The organism is Amycolatopsis sp. NBRC 101858 (assembly GCF_030269325.1).
Taxonomy (GTDB): domain Bacteria; phylum Actinomycetota; class Actinomycetes; order Mycobacteriales; family Pseudonocardiaceae; genus Amycolatopsis; species Amycolatopsis ponsaeliensis.
In genome coordinates this window covers 2638352-2656516 of sequence record NZ_BSTD01000001.1, presented here as the reverse complement: position 1 = coordinate 2656516, position 18165 = coordinate 2638352, and the positions used below count along the sequence as shown (strand labels likewise).

Genomic DNA, 18165 nt, shown 5'->3' with positions numbered 1-18165 from the left:
CCGCACGGAACCGTTGTTCGTGACGCGATCGTGACAGCAACAATCCGTCCGATAACGACTGATGGCCGATCACGAGCCGGTGCGTAACAAGGGCGGGAGTTTTCGCGAGTACACCGTCGGCACGTCGCGTCGAGGAACAAGGAATCCCGGGATGAAACGCTTTCCGAACTGGCTGAAGATCGTCTTGGCCGCCTTCGCCGTCCTGTTCGTACTGGGCGCGATCTTCGGCGAGGCCCCGGAACCGAAGCCCACGGCCGCCGCGTCGCCGGCACCCTCGACGACACCGACGACCTCGGCGACCAGCGCGGCTCCGGTGCCCGTCACCTACACGATCGGCACCGTGACCGACGGCGCGACCGTGGTCGTGAACGGCAGTGACGGCACCAGCAAAACGGTGCACGTCCTCGGTGTCACGGCGCCCGCCGGCACCACCGGGTGCTACTCGGTGGAATCGCTCGCCTGGGCCACCACGACGCTTTCCGGCAAAGCCGTGACGCTCGGCGCGGAAACGGCGCAAGGCATCGCGTTGACCTTGGCCGGCGGCGAGGACTACGCGGCTCTCGCCATTCAAAAGGGCTATCTCAAGTACGCGACGAACGCCGCGCTGCCTGCGCTCGCGGCCGCCGAGAATGCGGCGAAGCAGGCGACCAGCGGCCTGTGGGCGCCGCCGTGCAACGGAACCATCGACGCCCCGGCACCGACGCCCACTCCGACGCCGACGCCGGAACCGCCGGTCACGAAGGCGGCCCCGGTCGCCCCGCCGGTGCGGACCACCGAGGAAGAGCCCGCACCGGAGCCCGATTCCTCCGTGTACTACAAGAACTGCACTGCCGCGAAGGCCGCTGGAGCCGCCCCGCTGCACCGCGGCGAGCCCGGCTACCGCTCCGCTCTCGACCGTGACGGCGACGGCGTGGCCTGCGAACGGTGATCTAACCTGGGCCGATGACCACCGCCGACGAGCTGGTCGGCAGGCTCGCCGCCCTGGACCGCGAAGAGCTGGCGAAACTGCTGACCCACCGGCCCGACGTGCTGCAGGACCCGTGGCCACGGCGGCTCGACGTCGTCGCGGCGCGGCTTGCCTCCGCGGAGTCCGTGAACGAGGCCGTGCTCGGGTTGTCGTTGCCGCAGGTGCAGGTCGTGGGGGCCGTCCAGCTTTGTCACGCGCTCGGGCAGCGGCCGACGCCACTCCCGGAAATCGCGAGGCTTCTCGGCACTGACACCGAAACCGTCGAGTCCTTTGTGGACGAAGTCGTCGAGCGAGCCCTGCTGTGGCGCGACCCCGGCGGCGTCCGGCTCCCGGACCTCCTGCAGAAGAACAACTTCGGCGCCGAAGGCCTCGGTCAGCCCGTCGCGGACTTGCTCGAAGAGATCGGCCGGAGCCGCGCCGCGCAGCTGTCCCACGCCCTCGGGCTACCCGAGGGCCGCCAGGAGCTCCTGCGCTTCTACCGCGACGGCGACCGCGTGCGCGAGCTGTTCCGCACCGCTCCCGAACCGACGCGGAAACTGCTGCGGGACATGGCCGACGGCGTTCCCGAGGCCGAGGGCGTGCTGCCCTTCCACACCGCGGAGGGCTGGGCGTTCGAGCACGGCTTCCTGTTCGGCACCTACTACGGCAGCGCGGCCATGCCGATCGAGGTGTCGCTCGCCCTGCGCGGCCCGGACCACCAGCTGCCGTTCACCCCCGACGAACCGTCGTACGGCGTCACGCACATCGGTGCCGAGTCGGCCGAGGCCACGTCGTCGGCTGCCGCGCTGCGGCTGCTCGACCGCGTCTCGGCCGTCCTCGAACTCGCCGGCGCGGAGCCGCTCCCGCTGCTCAAGGACGGCACGATCGGCGCGCGGCTCGTCAAGAAGGTCGCCAAGGACACCGGCGCGACGCCCGCGGAAATCGAGCTGGCCATCGACCTCGCGGCTCAGGCCGGACTCCTGCTCGCCGACGAGCCGCCCGCGCCGCGCCGCGGCCAGAAGGCACCGCCGCCCACGCTGGCGCCGGACCCCGACCTCGCCCGGCCCGGGCCCGCGCTGCTCTACCGCCTGCTGCTGACGACCTGGTGGGAGCCGGTGCCGCCGGAGTACGGCACGGACGTCGACGCGCTGGTGCGCCGGCTGGTCGTGCGGTTGCTGACGCGGCTCGAGCCCGGCGCCGCGATCGCCGACGTCGACGCGCTGACGCTGCTCGCCGAGTGGCACGCGCCGATGCTGCCGGTCGAGGACTTCGCCGGGCACGTCCGGGACGCGCTCGAAGTGGCCGAGCTCCTCGGCGTCGTCGCGCACGGCGCCGTCACCGCGACCGGCCGCGCTCTCCTCGCCGGCGACGGGCTCGTCGAAGTCACCGACGAGCTGGTCGCCCGTGCGCGGACGACGGCGTTGTTCGGCACCGACCTGACCGCGATCGTGCCCGGGTCGCCGGACGCCCGGCTCGCCGCGTCGCTCGACCGCGTCGCCGACCGCGAGGCCCAGGGCACCGCGACCAGCTGGCGGTTCTCCCCGGCGAGCGTCCGGCGAGCCTTCGACCAGGGCGCGACAGCCGCCGAGCTGCTCGACGAGCTGGGCGCGATCGCCGCGGGCGAGCTGCCGCAACCGCTGGTGTACCTGGTCAACGACGTCGCGCGGCGCCACGGCGAGGCGCAGGTGCTCGACATCGCCAGCGTCGTCGTCGGCGAACCCGCGTTGCTCGCCGAGCTGGCCGCGCACCGCAAGCTGGCGAAACTCGGCCTGCGCGCGGTGGCGCCGACCGTCTTGACGTCCACAGTGGACGCATCGGGCACGCTCGAGGCGTTGCGGAGCGCGGGATACGCGCCGACCCACCACGCCGCCGACGGAACCATCGTGCTGCCCGCCCGCGAACCCGCCGAGCCCACGGTCGCCATCCGCGACGCCGGCCCCGGCGACCGGCCACCCGATCCCCTCGACCACGCGGAGCGGCTGCTCGCGGCGCCGGCGAGCGGCCCGGCCTTGCTGCGCGGGCAGCTCGCGCGGGCGATGAGCGACCGCTACGCCGGGCGTCTCACGCCGAAGCAGCAACAACTCTGCTGGCAGCTGGAAGCCGGCATCCCCGCGGACATCGGCTACCAGGCGCCGGACGGTCTCGCCCGGCTCGTGATCGCCTACCCCGAGCTCGACGGCGACGTCCTGGACGTCTGGTCGCTCGGCGAGCGTGCGTACCGGCGGCTCGAGCTGGCCCGGATCGAGCTCGGTTAGGCCTCGACGCCGGTGAGCCGCGCGTAGACCACGACGTTGTCGAGGTAGTTGCCGCTCGACCGGTCGAACGCCCCGCCGCAGGTGATGAGCCGCAGTTCGGGGTCGGCCGTGTCGCCGTAGACCTGGTCCGTCGGGAACTCCGCCTTGGCGTAGCGGTCGACGCGGTAGACGGTGAAGACCGCCGTCCGGCCGTCCGTGCGGCCGACCCTGGCCTGCTCGCCCGGGCGCAGGTCCTTGAGCCGGGAGAACGCGCCGGGCACGTGCTTGTAGTCGACGTGCGCCGCCAGCACCGCCGGGCCGGCCTCGCCGGGTGACGGCGCGCCGGTGAACCAGCCGACCGTCGTGGCGTCGCCGGGGACCTCGAGCTCACCGCCCGAGGTCAGCCCGAGGTCCTTGATCGCGTCGGCCCGCACGCCGATCACCGGGATGCTCAAGGAGGCCGGTTTCGCCGCCGGGAGCGCGTCGGCGGACGACGTGGTGACGGCCGACGGCGCGATCTCGACAGGCGTGGCGGACGGCGGGGCGACCGGCTCCGGCGGGTGCGGCGAGAAGGCGAGGACGGAGGCCACCACCAGGATCGCGCCGAGCGCGGCGACGACCGCCGTGACCGCCGGCCACAGGCGCGGGTGCCTCAACTCGTGCGCCGGCGCAGGTAGAGCACCATGCCGCCGGACGCCGCCGCGGCGAGCAGCGCGCCGCTCAGCACCAGGAAGGCGGGGACGTCCTCGTCCGGCTCACCGCCGCCGGTGGCGACGCCGCCGACCGGCTTCACCTTGACCTGGTTGCCCGTCGTGGACTTCTTGGCCGTGGTGGATTTCGGGGCGGTGTGGGTCTTCGTCGTGGTCGACGGCTGCTCGGCCGTCGTCGTGTTCTGCTGCGGACGGTGCGGCAGGGATTCGCAGGCGATTCCGTCGTGATCGGAATCGAGGTTGTTCGGGTCGCCCGGCGTCGCGTCGAGGACCGCCTGCGCCTCTTCCTGGTACTGGAAGTTCTTGCAGTTCAGGTCAGCCGCGAGCGGCGTCGCGAGCTGTGCGGAGGCAAGGGAAACGGGGCCGAGGAGAGCGAGCCCGGCGACGGCCGCGGCCGTCGTCAGGGCACGACGAAACAAGGACACCGGAAGGTCCTTTCAGGAAGAATGGGGGCGATTGCGAGGTAACTATCGTGGCTGGCGCGGGGTTGTTACGAACCATTCCAGAATTTCGGAAACGCCAGTGCCCCACCAAAATGCCGCCGGCTCGTGATTCTTCCCCATTCGCCGCTGACCTGCGGGATCAGCGCCGACAATGCATACCGGCGGGTTTGTTACGAGATCCGTGGTCACACTTTGGAGGTATTTGCCGGTGTGACGTGCGGACCAGCCGTCACCTCCGCGCGCGTGTACCCCGTAACCTGGGGATATGCCGATCCAGGTACTGCTCGTCGACGACCACGAACTGGTCCGCCGCGGGCTCCGCGACCTCCTCGGCGACGAGCCCGACATCGAGGTCGTCGCCGAGGCGAGCAGCGTCGAAGAGGCGCTCGCGGTGGCGATGCACGTCGAGCCGGAGGTCGCGGTGGTCGACGTCCGCCTCGGCGACGGTGACGGCATCACGCTCTGCCGCGAACTGCGGTCCAAGCCGAACCCGCCGGCGTGCCTGATGCTGACGGCGTTCGACGACGAAGAGGCGATGGTCGGCGCGATCATGGCCGGCGCCGCGGGATATTTGCTGAAGCAGGTGCGAGGGCAGGACGTCGTGTACGCGGTCCGCGAGGTCGCGGCCGGGCGGTCGCTGCTGGACCCGGTGAGCACGGCGCGGGTGCTGGACAAGATGCGGCACCCGCCGACGGACGAGCTGGCGGCGCTGACCGAGCGCGAGCGGGACGTGCTCGAGCTGATCGGCCAGGGCCTGTCGAACCGCGAGATCGCCGAGCGGCTGTTCCTCGCCGAGAAGACGGTCAAGAACTACGTCACGTCGGTGCTGGCGAAGCTCGGCATGCAGCGCCGGACGCAGGCCGCCGCCTGGATCGCGCGCCGGGAGAAGTAACTCCGCGCAGCCGCCACGTCCGCAAGCCGCCGTTCGCTGCGTCCTTTTCAGCGATCGTCACGGTCCGCCATCTCGATCGGCGGTTTTGCCGTGCCACTTTCACTCGAATGTGAGTCGAATGGGTGTTCGAAAAGCCGGTACGATCTTCGATGAGGGCGAGGAAGGGAGGCGGGATGACCCGAGAAGGGTAGATCGTGCTCAGGCAAGTGGAAGGTCGAACGCGACGAGCGTGCCGAGGCTGGGCGAGGAGTTCAGGAAGAACTTGCCACCGGCGGCGTCCGCGCGTTCGGCAAGATGGCGCAGGCCACGGGTGGCGACGCCTTGGGGGACGCCGGAACCGTTGTCCCGGACGCGGAGTTTCACGCCGACGGAGTCCCTGGTCAGGGTCACGCGGGTTTCGCTCGCGCCGGAGTGTCTGACCACATTGGACAGAGCTTCGCGCAGGGCGGCCCGGATGTGGTCGGCGCGTTCCGCGGGGATGTCGGCGAATTCGCCGGACAGCTCCAGGGTCGGCGGGTACCCGAGTAGCTCGCCGGCGATGCGGACCTCGCCGCGCGCCGACTCGGCGAGGTCGGTGGGCGTGCCGGTGTCGTGGCGAGGTTCGGGCGACCGCAGCGCGCGCACGGTGCCCCGGATCTCCTCGATGGTCTGGTCCAGCTGGTCGATGGCGTCCGAAAGGCGCGCGCCGTCGGCCTGGGCGAACCGCTTGCGCATGTTGCGCCGAACCCGGTCGAGCTGCATCCCGGCGCCGTAGAGGCGTTGGACGATGACGTCGTGGAGTTCGCGAGCGATCCGTTCCCGCTCTTCGTAGAGCGCGACGCGGTGGCGGGCGTTGGCGCCTTCGGCGAGTGCGAGGACGACCCCGGCTTGGGCGGCGAAGGCGACGAGCATCTCGACGGTGCCGGCGGAGAACGGCTCGCGCCCCTGCTTCCGGTAGACGGTGAGCGCCCCGAGAACCCGGCCCCCGGACCCGAACGGCGCGGCGGCGAAGGGCCCATAGCCGTGGAGCTCGGCGGGGACGTAGGGCGCGGTCCGCGGGTCGACGGTGAAGTCGGCGCTGGCGACGGGCTCTCCGCCGCGCGCCACCCGTCCGGCAGCGGAGTCCGCGGGGAGGGCAAGCCCGCGCAGGGTCGCGTCCGTCTCGCCTTCGGGTGTCGCCGGGTGGGCGGTGGCGTAGTGGGCGGCTTCGACCACCACCCGGCCGTCGTCGGCACTGACCATGGCCAGGCCCAGATCGGCGTCGGCGAGCTCGGCCGCGCGGGCGACGACCGTGTCGAGCACCGCTCCCGGGTCGTCGCCGGACAGGGCGGTGCTCGTGATCTCGGTGGCGGCGGACAGTGCCCGCGCGGCAAGCGTCGGATCCATGAGTTCCGTCATTATCGCGCGGCGCCGCGGCGGCGCGCCAAGCACGCTTCGAGAATCGATCACGGCACCGGCACCCGCTCGACAACCCGGCCGTCGCGGACCTCCAGGACCAGGTCCGCGCCGTCGGCTTCTTCCGCGCGGTGGGTCACGTGCACCACGGTCCGGCCGGCGAGCGCCACACGCAGGTGCGCGCGCACGACCTGGGCCGTCGGCTCGTCGAGGTGAGCGGTCGGCTCATCGAGCAGCACAAGCCCCGCCGACGACGCCCCTAGCAACGCCCGAGCCAGCGCGACGCGTTGTGCCTGGCCACCGGAAAGCCCGCTGCCGCCACTGCCCAGCAAGGTCGCCGGATCGAGCTCGGCAAGCCCGGCCTGCCGCAACGCTTCGCGCAGGTCTTCGGCAGTCGCAGTCGGCCGCGCAAGACGCAGGTTCTCGGCAACGGTGGTACCCGCAAGCATCGGCTCCTGCGGCGCCCAGGCAACTCCATCCGGGACGGAGACGACACCGCGCCGGGGAGCGAGAAAGCCCAGCAGAGCGGCAACAAGAGTCGACTTGCCGGCCCCACTCGGCCCCACGACGGCGGCGTAGGTGCCGGGCGCCAGGTCAAGATCGACCGCGCGCAGAACGACGGGCCCACCCGGCCAGCCAAGATCAGCCCCCCGCAAAGTCACGCGGCCCCCAGCCTCAACCGGCGCAGCGCGGCGCCGAACCTCGGCAGACTTGCCACGCGACCCAACCGGCATACGGCTCGGCCTGACCGGCGCATCACGGCGCCGAACTCCGACAGCTGCGCCACGCGAACCAGTCTCGACCGACTCACCCCGCGGCCGGACCCCAGCTTCCTCCGGCGCAGCGAGGTGCCGAGCCTCGACCGGCTCGCCACGCAACCCGACCCCGACCTCAACCGGCACACCGCGCGGCCCGACCCCGACCTCGATCGGCACACCGCGCTGCCGCAGCGCAATTTCCCTCGGCGCAGCGAGGTGCCGAGCCTCGACCAACTCGCCGACTTGCCCGGCCTCTGCCGCGTCCGGCGCGACCTGCTGCCGGTTCTCACCGATCCGCGGGCCCTGCGTTGGCGTGTCGGCCAGGCGTTGCCGAGCGGTCTGGAGCGTGTCCCAGTTCTGCGCTGCCGGCGGGAGGAGTGCCAGCACCTCCGTCAACGCCAGCGGCACCAATGCCAGCAACGGCGCGAGTACCGCGTCGAGCGCGCCAGCCGCGACTGCCTGGGCGGCCAGTGCCGTGCTGACCACCGCGCCCGCTCCGCAGGCCAATGTGATCAGTGCTTCCGCCGCCCCCGCGCCGAACGCCTGGCGGCGTGCCTGGCCCGCCAGGCGCGTGTCCGCCTGCGTGAGCGCCTGGCGGTGGTCGCGATCCGTGCCGAATGCCAGTAGCTCCGCCGCCGCCTCGAACAGCGACAGGACTCGCGTCGCCACTTCGCGACGGCCGTTCGCCAGCGCCGTCGTCGCGCGGCGCTCGGCCTGCAATGCCACCCACGGTGCGCACAACCCCACCGCCACCGCCGCCGCGAGCGCCATGCCCGCCGCAGGCAAGACCCATGTCTGCACGGCGATCGCGCCCGCCGCGACCAGTGCCACCACCAGCGGTGGCGACACCACCCGCGGCAGCAGGTCGCGGACCGTGTCGACGTCGGCGACCAACCGACGCTGCCCCTCGCCCGCGCGCAGGCCCCGGGCGGGACCGAGCCGGACGAGCGCGTTCCACAGCCGCACCCGGAGACGGCCGGCGATGCGGAACGCCGCGTCGTGCGTGGCCAGCCGCTCCACGTACCTCAGCCCGGCGCGCCCCAGGCCGAACGCGCGGACGCCGACCACCGCGACCGTCAACGTCAGGATCGGCGGCTGCTGCGACGCCCTGGCGATCAGCCAGCCCGAAGTCGCCGTCAGCGCCACGCCGGCCAGCAGCGCCAACGCGCCCAGTGCCGCGCCGCCGAAGAGCCGGCCGTCGAGCAGGGCCCGCCACGGGATCGGCGACGCCGGAGCGTCCACAGTGGACTCCGCAGCGAGAGGAGACACCTCGGACGGCAGGTCGACCGCCGCCGTGTGCTCATGGGCCGCGATGATCGCCGCGGCGCCGCCGTCGACCGCTCGCTGGACCGCGTCGAGGACCAGCCGCGCGTTGGCCTCGTCCAGGTGGGCCGTCGGCTCGTCGAGCAGGAGGAGCCAGGCACCGTCCCGAACTCGCTGAAGCGCCCGGGCGACCACCACGCGCTGGCGTTGCCCCAGCGAAAGCCGGGCCACCGGCCGGTCCGCGAGCCCGGTCAGGCCGAGTTCGTCGAGCAACGCGCCGGAGCCGATCTCGTCGCGGACCGTGCCGCCGGTGAACACCGGCGACTGCGGCACCCACGCGACCTGCTCGCGCCAGCGCGTGAGGTCGGCGTCGGCCAGGTTCGTCGAACCGACCGTGATGGCACCGTCGGCGGCCGGGACGAACCCGAGCAGCACCGAAAGCGTCGTCGACTTGCCGCCGCCGCTCGGGGCGCGGAGCCAGACCGTCTCGCCCGGGCGGACCGTGAACGTCTCGCCGTCCGGCGCGAACCCGCCGCGGCGCGCCACCCGCAAAGCGGAAACCCGCAGCTCGCGGCCATCAACGAGCGCGGCGCCGGCGGCAGGCACCGGCTCGGCCAGCAGGTCGGCGACGCGCCGGACCGCTTCCACGCCGTCCTCGCTGGCGTGGAACGCGGCGCCGACCGCGCGCAGCGGCTGGTAGCACTCCGGCGCGAGGATCAGCACGCCGAGCCCGATGGCCAGCGGCAGGTTCCCGCCGGCGAGCCGGACGCCGATCACCACCGCGACCAGCGCGACCGACAGCGTCGCGATCAGTTCGAGCACGAACGCCGAGGAGAACGCGACCTTCAACGTCTTGAGCGTCGCGCGGCGGTGGCGTTCGGACAGCTGCCGGACCGTCTCGCCCTGCGCGGCGGCGCGGCGGAACGCGGTCAGCACCGGCAGCACGCGCACGAGTTCCAGGAGCCGTTCGGACATCCGGTGCGTCGCGTCGGTCGCGCCGGCGACGCGCCCGGCCGTGTACTTGCCGACGAGGATCGCGAACACCGGGAGCAGCGGCACCGTGAGCGCGACGATCACGCCGGACGGCCAGTCGGCGAACAGGATCGCCGCGCCGGCGCCGAGCGGCACGACCGCCGCCGTCACCAGCGCGGGCAGGTATTCGCGGAAGTACGCGTCGAGCGCGTCGAGGCCGCGGGTGGTGAGCGCGGTCAGCTCGCCGTGGCCGCGGCGGGCGATCCACTCGGGGCCGAGGCGCAGCGCGTGCTCGACGGCTTTCGCACGCAGCTCGCGTTGCGCGGTCGCGGCGGCTCGGGCGGAAACCGTGCGCACCGCCCAGCCGGTCAACGCGCGCGTCACGACGAGCGCGAGCAGCGCGGCCAGCTGGGCGGTGCGTCCCCCGGATCCTGCTCCGACGATCGCCGCGAGGACGTCGGCGAGCAGGAATGCCTGGGCCACCAGCGCGGCGGCGTTCAAGAACGACAGGAACCCCACCAGGGCCAGCGCTCGGCGCACGGCCGGCACGAGGGCCGGCAATGCGCCGAGCGGGCCCTTTCCCGGCCGCGCCGAGTCCACTGTGGACTCCGAGGCGGAAAGGGGAGCGTGGCCGGGAAGCTCGGTCATGGCGCGTGCACCGCTGGGATGTGCTGGGTGCCGATGCGCTTGCGGAACACCCAGTACGTCCAGCCCTGGTAGACCAGCACGGCCGGGGCCCCGAAGACGGCGACCCAGGTCATCACGGTCAGCGTGTACGGGCTCGACGCGGCGCCTTCGATGGTCAGGGTGTTGGCGGCGTCGAGCGTCGAGGGCAGCACGTTCGGGAAGAGCGCCCCGAACATCGTGACGGCGACCCCGGCGATGACGACGGCGAGCGCGGCGAAGGCCTGGCCGTCGCGGTCGGCCCGCAGCCGCAGCCACGCGACCGCCGCGGCGAGAGCACTGATCCCGAACGAGAGCAGTGTCCACAGGGTGCCTTCGCGCCACTGGACGACCGACAGGAACGCGACGATCGGCACCATGGCGATCGGCAGGAGCCGCAGCGCCAGTCCGCGCGCACGTTCTCGCAGGTCACCGCTGGTTTTGAGGGCGAGGAACGCCGCGCCGTGCGCGAGGGAGAAGGCAGCGATGGCGACCGCGCCGAGGAGCGTGTCCCAGCGGAACGCGGCGAACGCGGAGCCGACGCGGTTGCCTTCGGCATCGAGGGGCAGGCCGAGGACGGTGGTCGCGAGGATGAGGCCGGCACCCAGCGAAGCGACCCACGAGCCGAGCATGATCACGCGGTCCCAGGTGCGCCGCCAGCGCTCGGAGTCGACCTTGCCGCGGTATTCGAACGCGACGCCGCGGCCGATGAGGGCGAGCAGCACGACCAGGAGCGGCAGGTAGGCGGCCGAGAAGAGGCCGGCGTACCAGGCGGGGAAGGCCGCGAACATGGCTCCACCGGCGACGATGAGCCAGACTTCGTTGCCGTCCCAGACGGGCCCGATGGTGTTGACCATGACGCGGCGCTCGGTGTTGTCGCGCGCGAGAACGGGCAGCAGCATGCCGACGCCGAAGTCGAAGCCTTCGAGGAAGAGGTAGCCGAGCCAGAAGAAGGCGATGACGACGAACCAGACCGTGGCGAGCGTCATCGGGCCCCTCCTCCGGCACGGTAGCCGTGAGTTATCCACAACCTGCCGAGTTGTCCACAGGTCGACTGTGGGTAACTCACGAGAGTGAAGACACCAGCACTGTGGGTGTCCATCGAGTCCACCACCTCAGTACGCGAAGGCGAGCGTGTCGCCTTCGGTCTTGTCGGAGTCCTTCTTCGGCGGCGGCATCACCGCGTCGACCCCGCCGCGGACGTACTTGCGCATCAGGTACAGCTCCACCACGCCCAGCGCCGCGTACACCGTGGTCAGCGCGATCAGGGACGTCCAGACCTCACCCGTCGTCAGCCGCGACACCGCTTGCGCCGTGAACATCCACACCCCGTCGACGCCCGAGGGGTTCGGGACGACCACGAACGGCTGACGGCCCATCTCCGTGAAGATCCAGCCCGCGCTGTTGCCCAGGAACGGCGTCGCGATGCCGCCCAGGACCAGCAGCGGGAACCAGCGGCCGCCGGGAATCCGGCCCCGGCGCGTCAGCCACAGGGCCAGCACGCCGATGCCCGCCGACACCGCGCCGAAGCCGATCATCATCCGGAAGCCCCAGTACGTCACCGGCAGATTCGGCACGTAGTCGATCGGCTTGCCGGCCAGCGACCCGAGCGCGGGGTCGTCCGGGTAGTTCGTGCCGTACTTCGCCTGGTACTCGGTGATCAGGTCCTCGACGCCCTTGACCTCGGTCTTGAAGTCGTTGTGGGCCAGGAACGAGAGCAGCGCGGGCACGTTGAACGTCTTGACGTCCTCGCAGTTCGACCCGGCCACGTCGCCGATCGCGATGATCGAGAAGCTCGCCGGCTTTTCCGTGTGGCACAGCGCTTCCGCCGACGCCATCTTCATCGGCTGCTGCTCGAACATCAGCTTGCCCTGCGTGTCACCCGTGATCGCGAGGACCGCGAACGCCGCGACGCCGACCCAGCCGCCCAGGCGCAGCGACGACCGCCACACGTCGGCGTGGTCGCCGCGGCGCCACAGGTGCCAGCCCGCGACGCCCACCAGGAACGCCGCCGCCACCGAGAACGCGCCGGCCAGGGTGTGCGGGATCGCGGCCAGCGCCGTGTTGTTCGTCAGCACCGCCCAGATCGAGTTCATCGTCGGCTTGCCGTTCTCGAACGTCACGCCGACCGGGTGCTGCATCCACGAGTTCGCGGCCAGGATGAAGTACGCCGACGCCATCGTGGCCAGCGAAAACGCCCACGCGCACGCCAGGTGCACCTTCTTCGGCAGCCGGTCCCAGCCGAAGATCCACAGGCCGAGGAAGGTCGACTCGACGAAGAACGCGACGAGCCCTTCCATCGCGAGCGGCGCGCCGAAGACATCGCCGACGAAGCGCGAGTACGCGCTCCAGTTCATCCCGAACTGGAACTCCTGCACGATGCCGGTCACGACGCCCATCGCGAAGTTGACCAGCAGCAGCTTGCCCCAGAACTTCGTCATCTGCAGGTGCCGCAGCTCGCCGGTGCGGACCCAGCGGGTCTGCACCGCCGCGACCAGGATCGACAGCCCGATGGTCAGCGGGACCATCAGGAAGTGGTAGACGGTGGTGATGCCGAACTGCCACCGCGCTAGCTCTAGGACCTCCACGTGGTCCAGCGTGCTCCGGGGCCGAGGTCACGGCCAGATCAAGTGGTCCCCTCTGGTGCAGGACCAACGTCCTGGGTGACTACAGCTGGTCGAGTGCCTGCCGCGCCTCGTCCGCCACCGTGCGCCGCGGCCCGGCGGAGCCCAGCCCGAGGACGTGCTCCAGCGCCAGCGCGTACGCCGTGTCGAACGCCCGGTCCGCGGCCACCGGCAGGTCCGGGCGGACGCCGGTGCCTTCCCAGTTCTCCCCCGTCTCCGGGTGGAACGAGCGCGCGATCGACACGGTCACGTCGAGGTAGGTGTCCACTTTGTACTGCTCACGCGGGTGGGCGCCGCCGCGGGTGGCCTCCCCGACCGTCTTCGCCCGGCCCTGCTGCTGGAGCGAGAACGCGAGATCCTCACCGCCGGAGAACGTCCGCGGCCCGGTCAGCACCCAGACCGGCTTGGTGCCGCCGAACCGCAGGCCCGGGACGTAGGGCAGCGTCCACATCTGGATGGTCTGGTGGCCCTCGCGCTCGTAGATGTCGAGGTAGTGGACCTGCTCGTCGACGAGGTAGGTCTGCAGCAGCGCGCTCGTGCCGGGGGTGCCGCCGCGGTTGCGGCGCACGTCCAGCAGGAGGGCGTCCGTGGGCGCGAGCAGCGTCATCGCCGCCGCGATCGCGGGGCCGGCCAGCTCCGGCGGGTAGAGCATGGTCGTGTCGAGGTAGCCGACGTTGCCGGCGAGTCTCTTGACCTCGGCGATGCCGAACCCCTCCAGCTCGGCCTCGACCCGGAACCCGTCGGAGTTCACGGCCGCGTCGCCGTCTTCGGCGACCGGGTCGACGTGGTGCCGCAGGCGCAGGTGCTGGTCGCCGTTCACCGACTGCAGGTCGGTTGTGACCAGCGTCGCGAATTCCGCGTCGCCCAGTCCGCTGTACGCGCCTTCGCCGAGACGCTCGCGAAGCACTTCTGCCAGCTTCGCCGCGACGTCCGGGAACACGTAGTGCGCTTCCAACCGGCGGATGACCTCTTCGACCTGCGCAGTACGCGCCTCAGACCCCATGGCCGACAACCTACCGCAGCCCACAATCGAATTTTCGGCATACCGAAGAAAATTGTGCGACGCGGCTTGATGACAAATTCATGACCGCCGATCCGGCAATTTCGCGCAAGCCATCAGCTTGCGCCGTTCTGAATCCCCCCTTTATCGTTGCAGTGAAAGGGGCGACAAATACTCATGACTTCCGCGATGGTGGCGCTGATCAGCGCGTTCGGCCTGGTCCTCGCCGTGGAGCTGCCGGACAAGACGCTGGTCGCGACCCTGGTGCTGACCACCCGTTTCCGAGGTGGCCCGGTATTCGCCGGGGTCTGCGCGGCGTTCGCCGTGCAATGCGTCATCGCGGTCGCGTTCGGCAGTGTGCTGACGCTGTTGCCGGACGTGGTCCTTTCCCTGGTCGTCGCCGCGATGTTCGGCCTCGGCTCTTTCATGCTCCTTCGCGAGGGATTCAGCGAAGCGGACGAAGCAGGCGAAGACGCTTCGCGTGTCGGCCCCGCCCCGCTGTCCTTCCTGCGCTCCGCGATGACGTCGTTCGGGGTGCTCTTCGCCGCCGAGTGGGGCGACGCCTCCCAGCTCGCGACGGCGAGTCTCGCCGCCCGCATCGGCAACCCCGTCGCCGTCGGCGTCGGCGCGTTCGCCGCACTCATCGTCGTGGCCGGGCTCGCGGTGTTCATCGGCGCGAAGATCCGCAGCCGGATCCGCCCGAAGCTGATCCAGCGCTGCGCCGGCTTCGTGTTCGCCGGGTTCGCGGCGTTCGCCCTGCTCCAGCTGGCCTTCTGACCGCTGGTTCACAGGTTCACCAGGTAACCTTTCGGAAACGAAAGGGTGGAAGCCAGGTGAACAAGCCATTGCCCGCGGTCTCGCCGCTGCACGGCCGGATCGCGCTCGGGGGCATCGGCCTCGCCGTGGCCATCTCGATCGACCTGCACCTGCGGCTCTCCGGCCAGGTCAGCCCGATCTGGCAGACGCTGTCGGAGTACGTCTACGGCAAGCTCGGCTCGGCGTCGGCCGCTCCCCTGTTCAGCGTGATGTGCCTGGCCCTGTCGCTCGGCTCGGTCGCCCTGCTCGCCGGCATCGCGAAGGCCCACCGGCCGGGCACCACCGCCGTCTGCGTGCTGGTCGGCGTCTGGTCGGCCGGGCTGCTCGTGTGCGGGCTCGTGCCCGTGGACCCCGACGGGCAGGCGCGTTCGCTCTCCGGACAGGTCCACAACATCGCCGCTCTCACGGCGTTCGTCGCGCTGCCGGCCGCCGCGTTCGTCCTCACGCGGAAAGGCCGCGAGCGCTGCCCGTGGGAGCCGCGCCGGACGACGATCCGGCGGCTCGCCACGGCGAGCTTCGCCGCCATCGGCGTGGTGCTCGCCGGGTTCGTCGTCACGCTGGTCGTCGGCCCCGCTCAGCAGGATGTCACGCTGGGCCTGTTCGAGCGCCTGCTGTTTTCGATCGACGTCGCCCTGCTGCTGACCATGGTCCGGCCGCTGCTGGCGGTTTCGCGCCGCTAAGCACGCAGGATGTCGGCCAGCCGCACGGCGGCCGCGACGACCTGCGGGCCCACCTCGGCGGCCTTGAGCGGCTCCATCGAGACGACGCCGACGCTCGCCTTCAGGCCCGGCACCCCGCGGACCGGCGCCGCGACGCCGGACGCGCCCGCCTCCAGCTCGCCCGTCGACGTCACCCAGCCGTCGCCGCCCGGGCGCAGGGACATCGCCTTGCCGGCCGCACCCGACGTCAGCGAGTGCCTGCTGCCGACGCGGTAAGCGACGTGGAAGCTCGTCCACGACGGCTCGACGACGGCCACCGCAAGCGCTTGCGTCCCCTGCGCGACCGAGAGGTGCGCCGTCGCGCCGACCTTCTCGGCCAGCTCGCGCAGTACCGGCCCCGCCGCGTCCCGCAGCTGCGGGAGCACCTGCCCGGCCAGCCGGAGCAGGCCGACGCCGAGCCGGACCTTGGTGCCGTCCCGCCAGACCAGCCCGCGCTCCGACAACGGCACCAGCAGCCGGTAGACGGCCGCGCGGCTGGCCCCGATGGCCACGGCCAGCTCGGAGATGGTCGCCGCGTCGCCGCCGGCGTCGGCCACTGCCTGCAGCAGCGCCAAGCCCCGGTCGAGCGTCAGCGACCCCTCCCGGCCGGTCACAGCAAGCCGAGTTCGCCCATGTCGGCGACCGGCTGCTCGAACGAAGCAGCCGCGTACGACGCGAAGAGCGCCCGGACGGCCTTCGCGGCCTGCTCGGACAACCCGCGAGCCTCTTCGGCCAGCGCTTCGGCATCGGTCGACTCCAGCGCGGCCCGGACGTCGCCGCCGGAGAGGCTGCGCCCGGAGGCCACGAGGAGGTTGAGGAAGCCGTGGTGCACGAAGCCGGTGTCGGGGTCGGCGTGCCGGACCGCGCGGTGCAGGCTGTTCGTCGCCTTGAACGACGCGCCGGTCGACCCGCTGACGACCGCGAGGAAGTCCGCCACCTCGTCGACGCTCGGGAAGTTCTCGCCCGCCTTGCCGCCGCAGCGAATCTTCGGCCAGCTGCCGTGCTCGATGACCTTCCGCACGCCGTCCAGCCAGCCGACGCCCCGCCGCGGCTCGACCACGCGGATGACGTCCTCCGGGACGAACTCCGAGACGCGCTCCAGCCAGACCTCGTCGACGTCCGACGGCGCCGGCATCTCGACCATCCGCAGCGCGAGCAGCTCGCTGCGCGACTCGACGATCGAGATCGCCTTCGGGACGCCGCCGAGGCCGGTGTCGATGATCAGCGAGAGCGGCAGTGGCTGCTTCGGCTTGATCTTGATCAACTCGGTGATCAGCTCCGGCAGCCGGGAGGCCTGGCAGAGGAAGACCCCCAGTACACCGGCGTGCTCGGACTCCCGGCTCGCGAAGTGCGCGCGCAGGGCTTCGGGCATGGCCGCATCGCCCGGAGGGAACAACGCCGAGTCGTCGACGAGCCTCGCGAACAGGGGAGGAATTCCACGGGGGCCGGGGGGCGTGAGTTCCACAGCGCTTGACACGACTGACACGCTAGTAGCGTACGACATGAGGACAAAATCGTTCGCACAACGGACAGGTCAGAAGGGGTCGGCGATGCCTTACTACCGGCGAGTAGGTGAGATCCCGCACAAGCGGCACACCGCGTTCCGGAAGCCCGGCGGAGGCCTCTACGCCGAGGAGCTGATGGGCGTCGAGGGCTTCTCCGCCGACTCCGCGCTGCTCTACCACCGCGGCCTGCCGACGGCGATCGTCGACGCCGTCGCGGTCGAGGAGGACCGCGGGCGGCTGACCCCGAACCACCCGCTCAAGCCGCGGGCGTTCCAGACCCGGGACCTCAAGTTCGGCGGCGAAGCCGATGCGGTGACCGACCGGCGCCGGCTCTTCGGCAACAACGACGTCACCATCGGGTTCGTCACCGCGACCGCACCGAGCCCGCTCTACCGCAACGCGGCCGGCGACGAGCTGTTCTACGTCCAGGGCGGCTCCGCGACCGTCGAGACGATCTACGGCAGCCTCGAGATCGGCGACGGCGACTACCTCGTGCTCCCGACGTCGTGCACCTACCGCGTCGTCCCGCACGGCGAGGTCGGCCTCTTCATCCTCGAGGCGCGCGGGCACATCGGGCCGCCGAAGCGGTACCTGTCGGCGAAGGGCCAGTTCCTGGAGCACTCGCCGTACTGCGAGCGCGACGTCCGCGGGCCGGCCGAGCCGCTGCTGGCAGACGGCGAGGACGTCGAGGTCCTGGTGCGCCACCGCGCGGGCCTGACCCGCTACACGTACGCGACGCACCCCTTCGACGTCGTCGGCTGGGACGGCTGCCTCTACCCGTGGGCGTTCAACATCGACGACTTCGAGCCGATCACCGGCCGCGTGCACCAGCCACCGCCCGTGCACCAGACGTTCGAGGGCCCGAACTTCGTCGTCTGCTCCTTCTGCCCGCGGAAGGTCGACTACCACGAGGACTCGATCCCGGTGCCGTACAACCACGCGAACGTCGACTCCGACGAGCTGATGTTCTACGTGCGCGGCAACTACGAGGCCCGCAAGGGCTCCGGGATCGGCGTCGGCTCGCTTTCGCTGCACCCGTCCGGCTTCACGCACGGCCCGCAGCCGGGCGCGGCGGAGGCGTCGATCGGCGCGGAGTTCTTCGACGAGACCGCGGTCATGGTCGACACGTTCGCGCCGCTGGAGCTCGGCGAAGCCGCCGACGCGTCCGAAGACCCCGGTTACGCGTGGACGTGGTCGCGCCGCGGCCCTAAGACATAGTCAAGTTTCGGAATTACCGTCCCCGTTCCGTTCCGCTGCCCGATAATGG

15 protein-coding genes are annotated in these 18165 nt (G+C 71.5%); 6 read left to right on the top strand and 9 right to left on the bottom strand.

The annotated features are described in order from the left end of the window. Positions 1-151 precede the first annotated feature (151 nt). Both QSK39_RS12910 and QSK39_RS12905 read left to right on the top strand, forming a co-directional pair. Complete coding sequence (locus QSK39_RS12910) at positions 152-928, top strand: excalibur calcium-binding domain-containing protein (RefSeq protein WP_285477823.1); 777 nt, start codon at positions 152-154, stop codon at positions 926-928. 14 nt (positions 929-942) lie between these two features. After that, positions 943-3201, top strand: a complete 2259-nt coding sequence (locus tag QSK39_RS12905) for a helicase-associated domain-containing protein (RefSeq protein ID WP_285477822.1) — start codon at positions 943-945, stop codon at positions 3199-3201. On the opposite strand, the gene QSK39_RS12900 is transcribed toward QSK39_RS12905, so the two are convergent. Further along, the gene (locus QSK39_RS12900) at positions 3198-3836 is read right to left on the bottom strand and encodes a class F sortase (protein ID WP_285477821.1); all 639 of its coding nucleotides are present in this window, start codon (positions 3834-3836) and stop codon (positions 3198-3200) included. The genes QSK39_RS12905 and QSK39_RS12900 overlap by 4 nt on opposite strands. Continuing rightward, complete coding sequence (locus QSK39_RS12895) at positions 3833-4315, bottom strand: excalibur calcium-binding domain-containing protein (RefSeq protein WP_285477820.1); 483 nt, start codon at positions 4313-4315, stop codon at positions 3833-3835. The genes QSK39_RS12900 and QSK39_RS12895 overlap by 4 nt, the downstream gene beginning before the upstream one ends. A 283-nt stretch (positions 4316-4598) precedes the next feature. On the opposite strand from QSK39_RS12895, the gene QSK39_RS12890 reads away from it, so the two are divergent. Continuing rightward, positions 4599-5225 (top strand): response regulator, encoded by a 627-nt coding sequence (locus tag QSK39_RS12890; protein ID WP_284749973.1) that lies wholly within the window; start codon positions 4599-4601, stop codon positions 5223-5225. Between the two features lie 198 nt (positions 5226-5423). Here QSK39_RS12890 and QSK39_RS12885 read toward each other — a convergent pair whose 3' ends face one another. The 5 genes from QSK39_RS12885 to QSK39_RS12865 form a co-directional block, all read right to left on the bottom strand. Further along, the gene (locus QSK39_RS12885) at positions 5424-6590 is read right to left on the bottom strand and encodes a GAF domain-containing sensor histidine kinase (protein WP_285477819.1); all 1167 of its coding nucleotides are present in this window, start codon (positions 6588-6590) and stop codon (positions 5424-5426) included. A gap of 59 nt (positions 6591-6649) precedes the next feature. Beyond that, positions 6650-10240 (bottom strand): thiol reductant ABC exporter subunit CydD/CydC, encoded by a 3591-nt coding sequence (locus QSK39_RS12880; RefSeq protein ID WP_285477818.1) that lies wholly within the window; start codon positions 10238-10240, stop codon positions 6650-6652. Then, entirely contained in the window at positions 10237-11244 is a 1008-nt protein-coding gene (gene cydB / locus QSK39_RS12875; protein ID WP_285477817.1) for a cytochrome d ubiquinol oxidase subunit II, read from the bottom strand. Before cydB ends, QSK39_RS12880 begins: the two co-directional genes overlap by 4 nt. A gap of 126 nt (positions 11245-11370) precedes the next feature. Continuing rightward, positions 11371-12843 carry a cytochrome ubiquinol oxidase subunit I gene (locus QSK39_RS12870; RefSeq protein WP_285477816.1) on the bottom strand — a complete coding sequence of 491 codons (1473 nt, stop codon included), beginning with the start codon at positions 12841-12843 and terminating at the stop codon, positions 11371-11373. A gap of 79 nt (positions 12844-12922) precedes the next feature. Next, complete coding sequence (locus QSK39_RS12865; protein ID WP_285477815.1) at positions 12923-13882, bottom strand: S41 family peptidase; 960 nt, start codon at positions 13880-13882, stop codon at positions 12923-12925. Between the two features lie 186 nt (positions 13883-14068). Between QSK39_RS12865 and QSK39_RS12860 the strand changes: the two genes are divergently transcribed. Beyond that, the gene (locus QSK39_RS12860; protein WP_284749995.1) at positions 14069-14656 is read left to right on the top strand and encodes a TMEM165/GDT1 family protein; all 588 of its coding nucleotides are present in this window, start codon (positions 14069-14071) and stop codon (positions 14654-14656) included. Positions 14657-14712: 56 nt separating this feature from the next. Next, on the top strand, positions 14713-15375 hold the full coding sequence (locus QSK39_RS12855) for a DUF998 domain-containing protein (protein WP_285477814.1): 663 nt from the start codon (positions 14713-14715) through the stop codon (positions 15373-15375). Here the strand turns inward: QSK39_RS12855 and QSK39_RS12850 are convergent. Together QSK39_RS12850 and QSK39_RS12845 are read right to left on the bottom strand one after the other, a co-directional pair. Then, on the bottom strand, positions 15372-16007 hold the full coding sequence (locus QSK39_RS12850) for an IclR family transcriptional regulator (protein WP_285477813.1): 636 nt from the start codon (positions 16005-16007) through the stop codon (positions 15372-15374). The genes QSK39_RS12855 and QSK39_RS12850 overlap by 4 nt on opposite strands. Further along, complete coding sequence (locus tag QSK39_RS12845; RefSeq protein ID WP_285478011.1) at positions 16004-16858, bottom strand: hypothetical protein; 855 nt, start codon at positions 16856-16858, stop codon at positions 16004-16006. Before QSK39_RS12845 ends, QSK39_RS12850 begins: the two co-directional genes overlap by 4 nt. 85 nt (positions 16859-16943) lie before the next feature. Here QSK39_RS12845 and QSK39_RS12840 point away from each other — a divergent pair, with 85 nt between their 5' ends. Further along, positions 16944-18116, top strand: a complete 1173-nt coding sequence (locus QSK39_RS12840) for a homogentisate 1,2-dioxygenase (RefSeq protein WP_285477812.1) — start codon at positions 16944-16946, stop codon at positions 18114-18116. The last annotated feature ends 49 nt before the right edge of the window (positions 18117-18165 follow it).

Excerpts from the sequence above, each read along its gene's own strand:
- QSK39_RS12910 (WP_285477823.1), top strand. The coding sequence starts at position 152 with ATGAAACGCTTTCCGAACTGGCTGAAGATCGTCTTGGCCGCCTTCGCC.
- QSK39_RS12840 (WP_285477812.1), top strand. The coding sequence starts at position 16,944 with ATGCCTTACTACCGGCGAGTAGGTGAGATCCCGCACAAGCGGCACACC.
- QSK39_RS12905 (WP_285477822.1), top strand. The coding sequence starts at position 943 with ATGACCACCGCCGACGAGCTGGTCGGCAGGCTCGCCGCCCTGGACCGC.
- cydB (WP_285477817.1), bottom strand. The coding sequence starts at position 11,244 with ATGACGCTCGCCACGGTCTGGTTCGTCGTCATCGCCTTCTTCTGGCTC.
- QSK39_RS12885 (WP_285477819.1), bottom strand. The coding sequence starts at position 6,590 with ATGGATCCGACGCTTGCCGCGCGGGCACTGTCCGCCGCCACCGAGATC.
- QSK39_RS12880 (WP_285477818.1), bottom strand. The coding sequence starts at position 10,240 with ATGACCGAGCTTCCCGGCCACGCTCCCCTTTCCGCCTCGGAGTCCACA.
- QSK39_RS12865 (WP_285477815.1), bottom strand. The coding sequence starts at position 13,882 with ATGGGGTCTGAGGCGCGTACTGCGCAGGTCGAAGAGGTCATCCGCCGG.
- QSK39_RS12890 (WP_284749973.1), top strand. The coding sequence starts at position 4,599 with ATGCCGATCCAGGTACTGCTCGTCGACGACCACGAACTGGTCCGCCGC.
- QSK39_RS12860 (WP_284749995.1), top strand. The coding sequence starts at position 14,069 with ATGGTGGCGCTGATCAGCGCGTTCGGCCTGGTCCTCGCCGTGGAGCTG.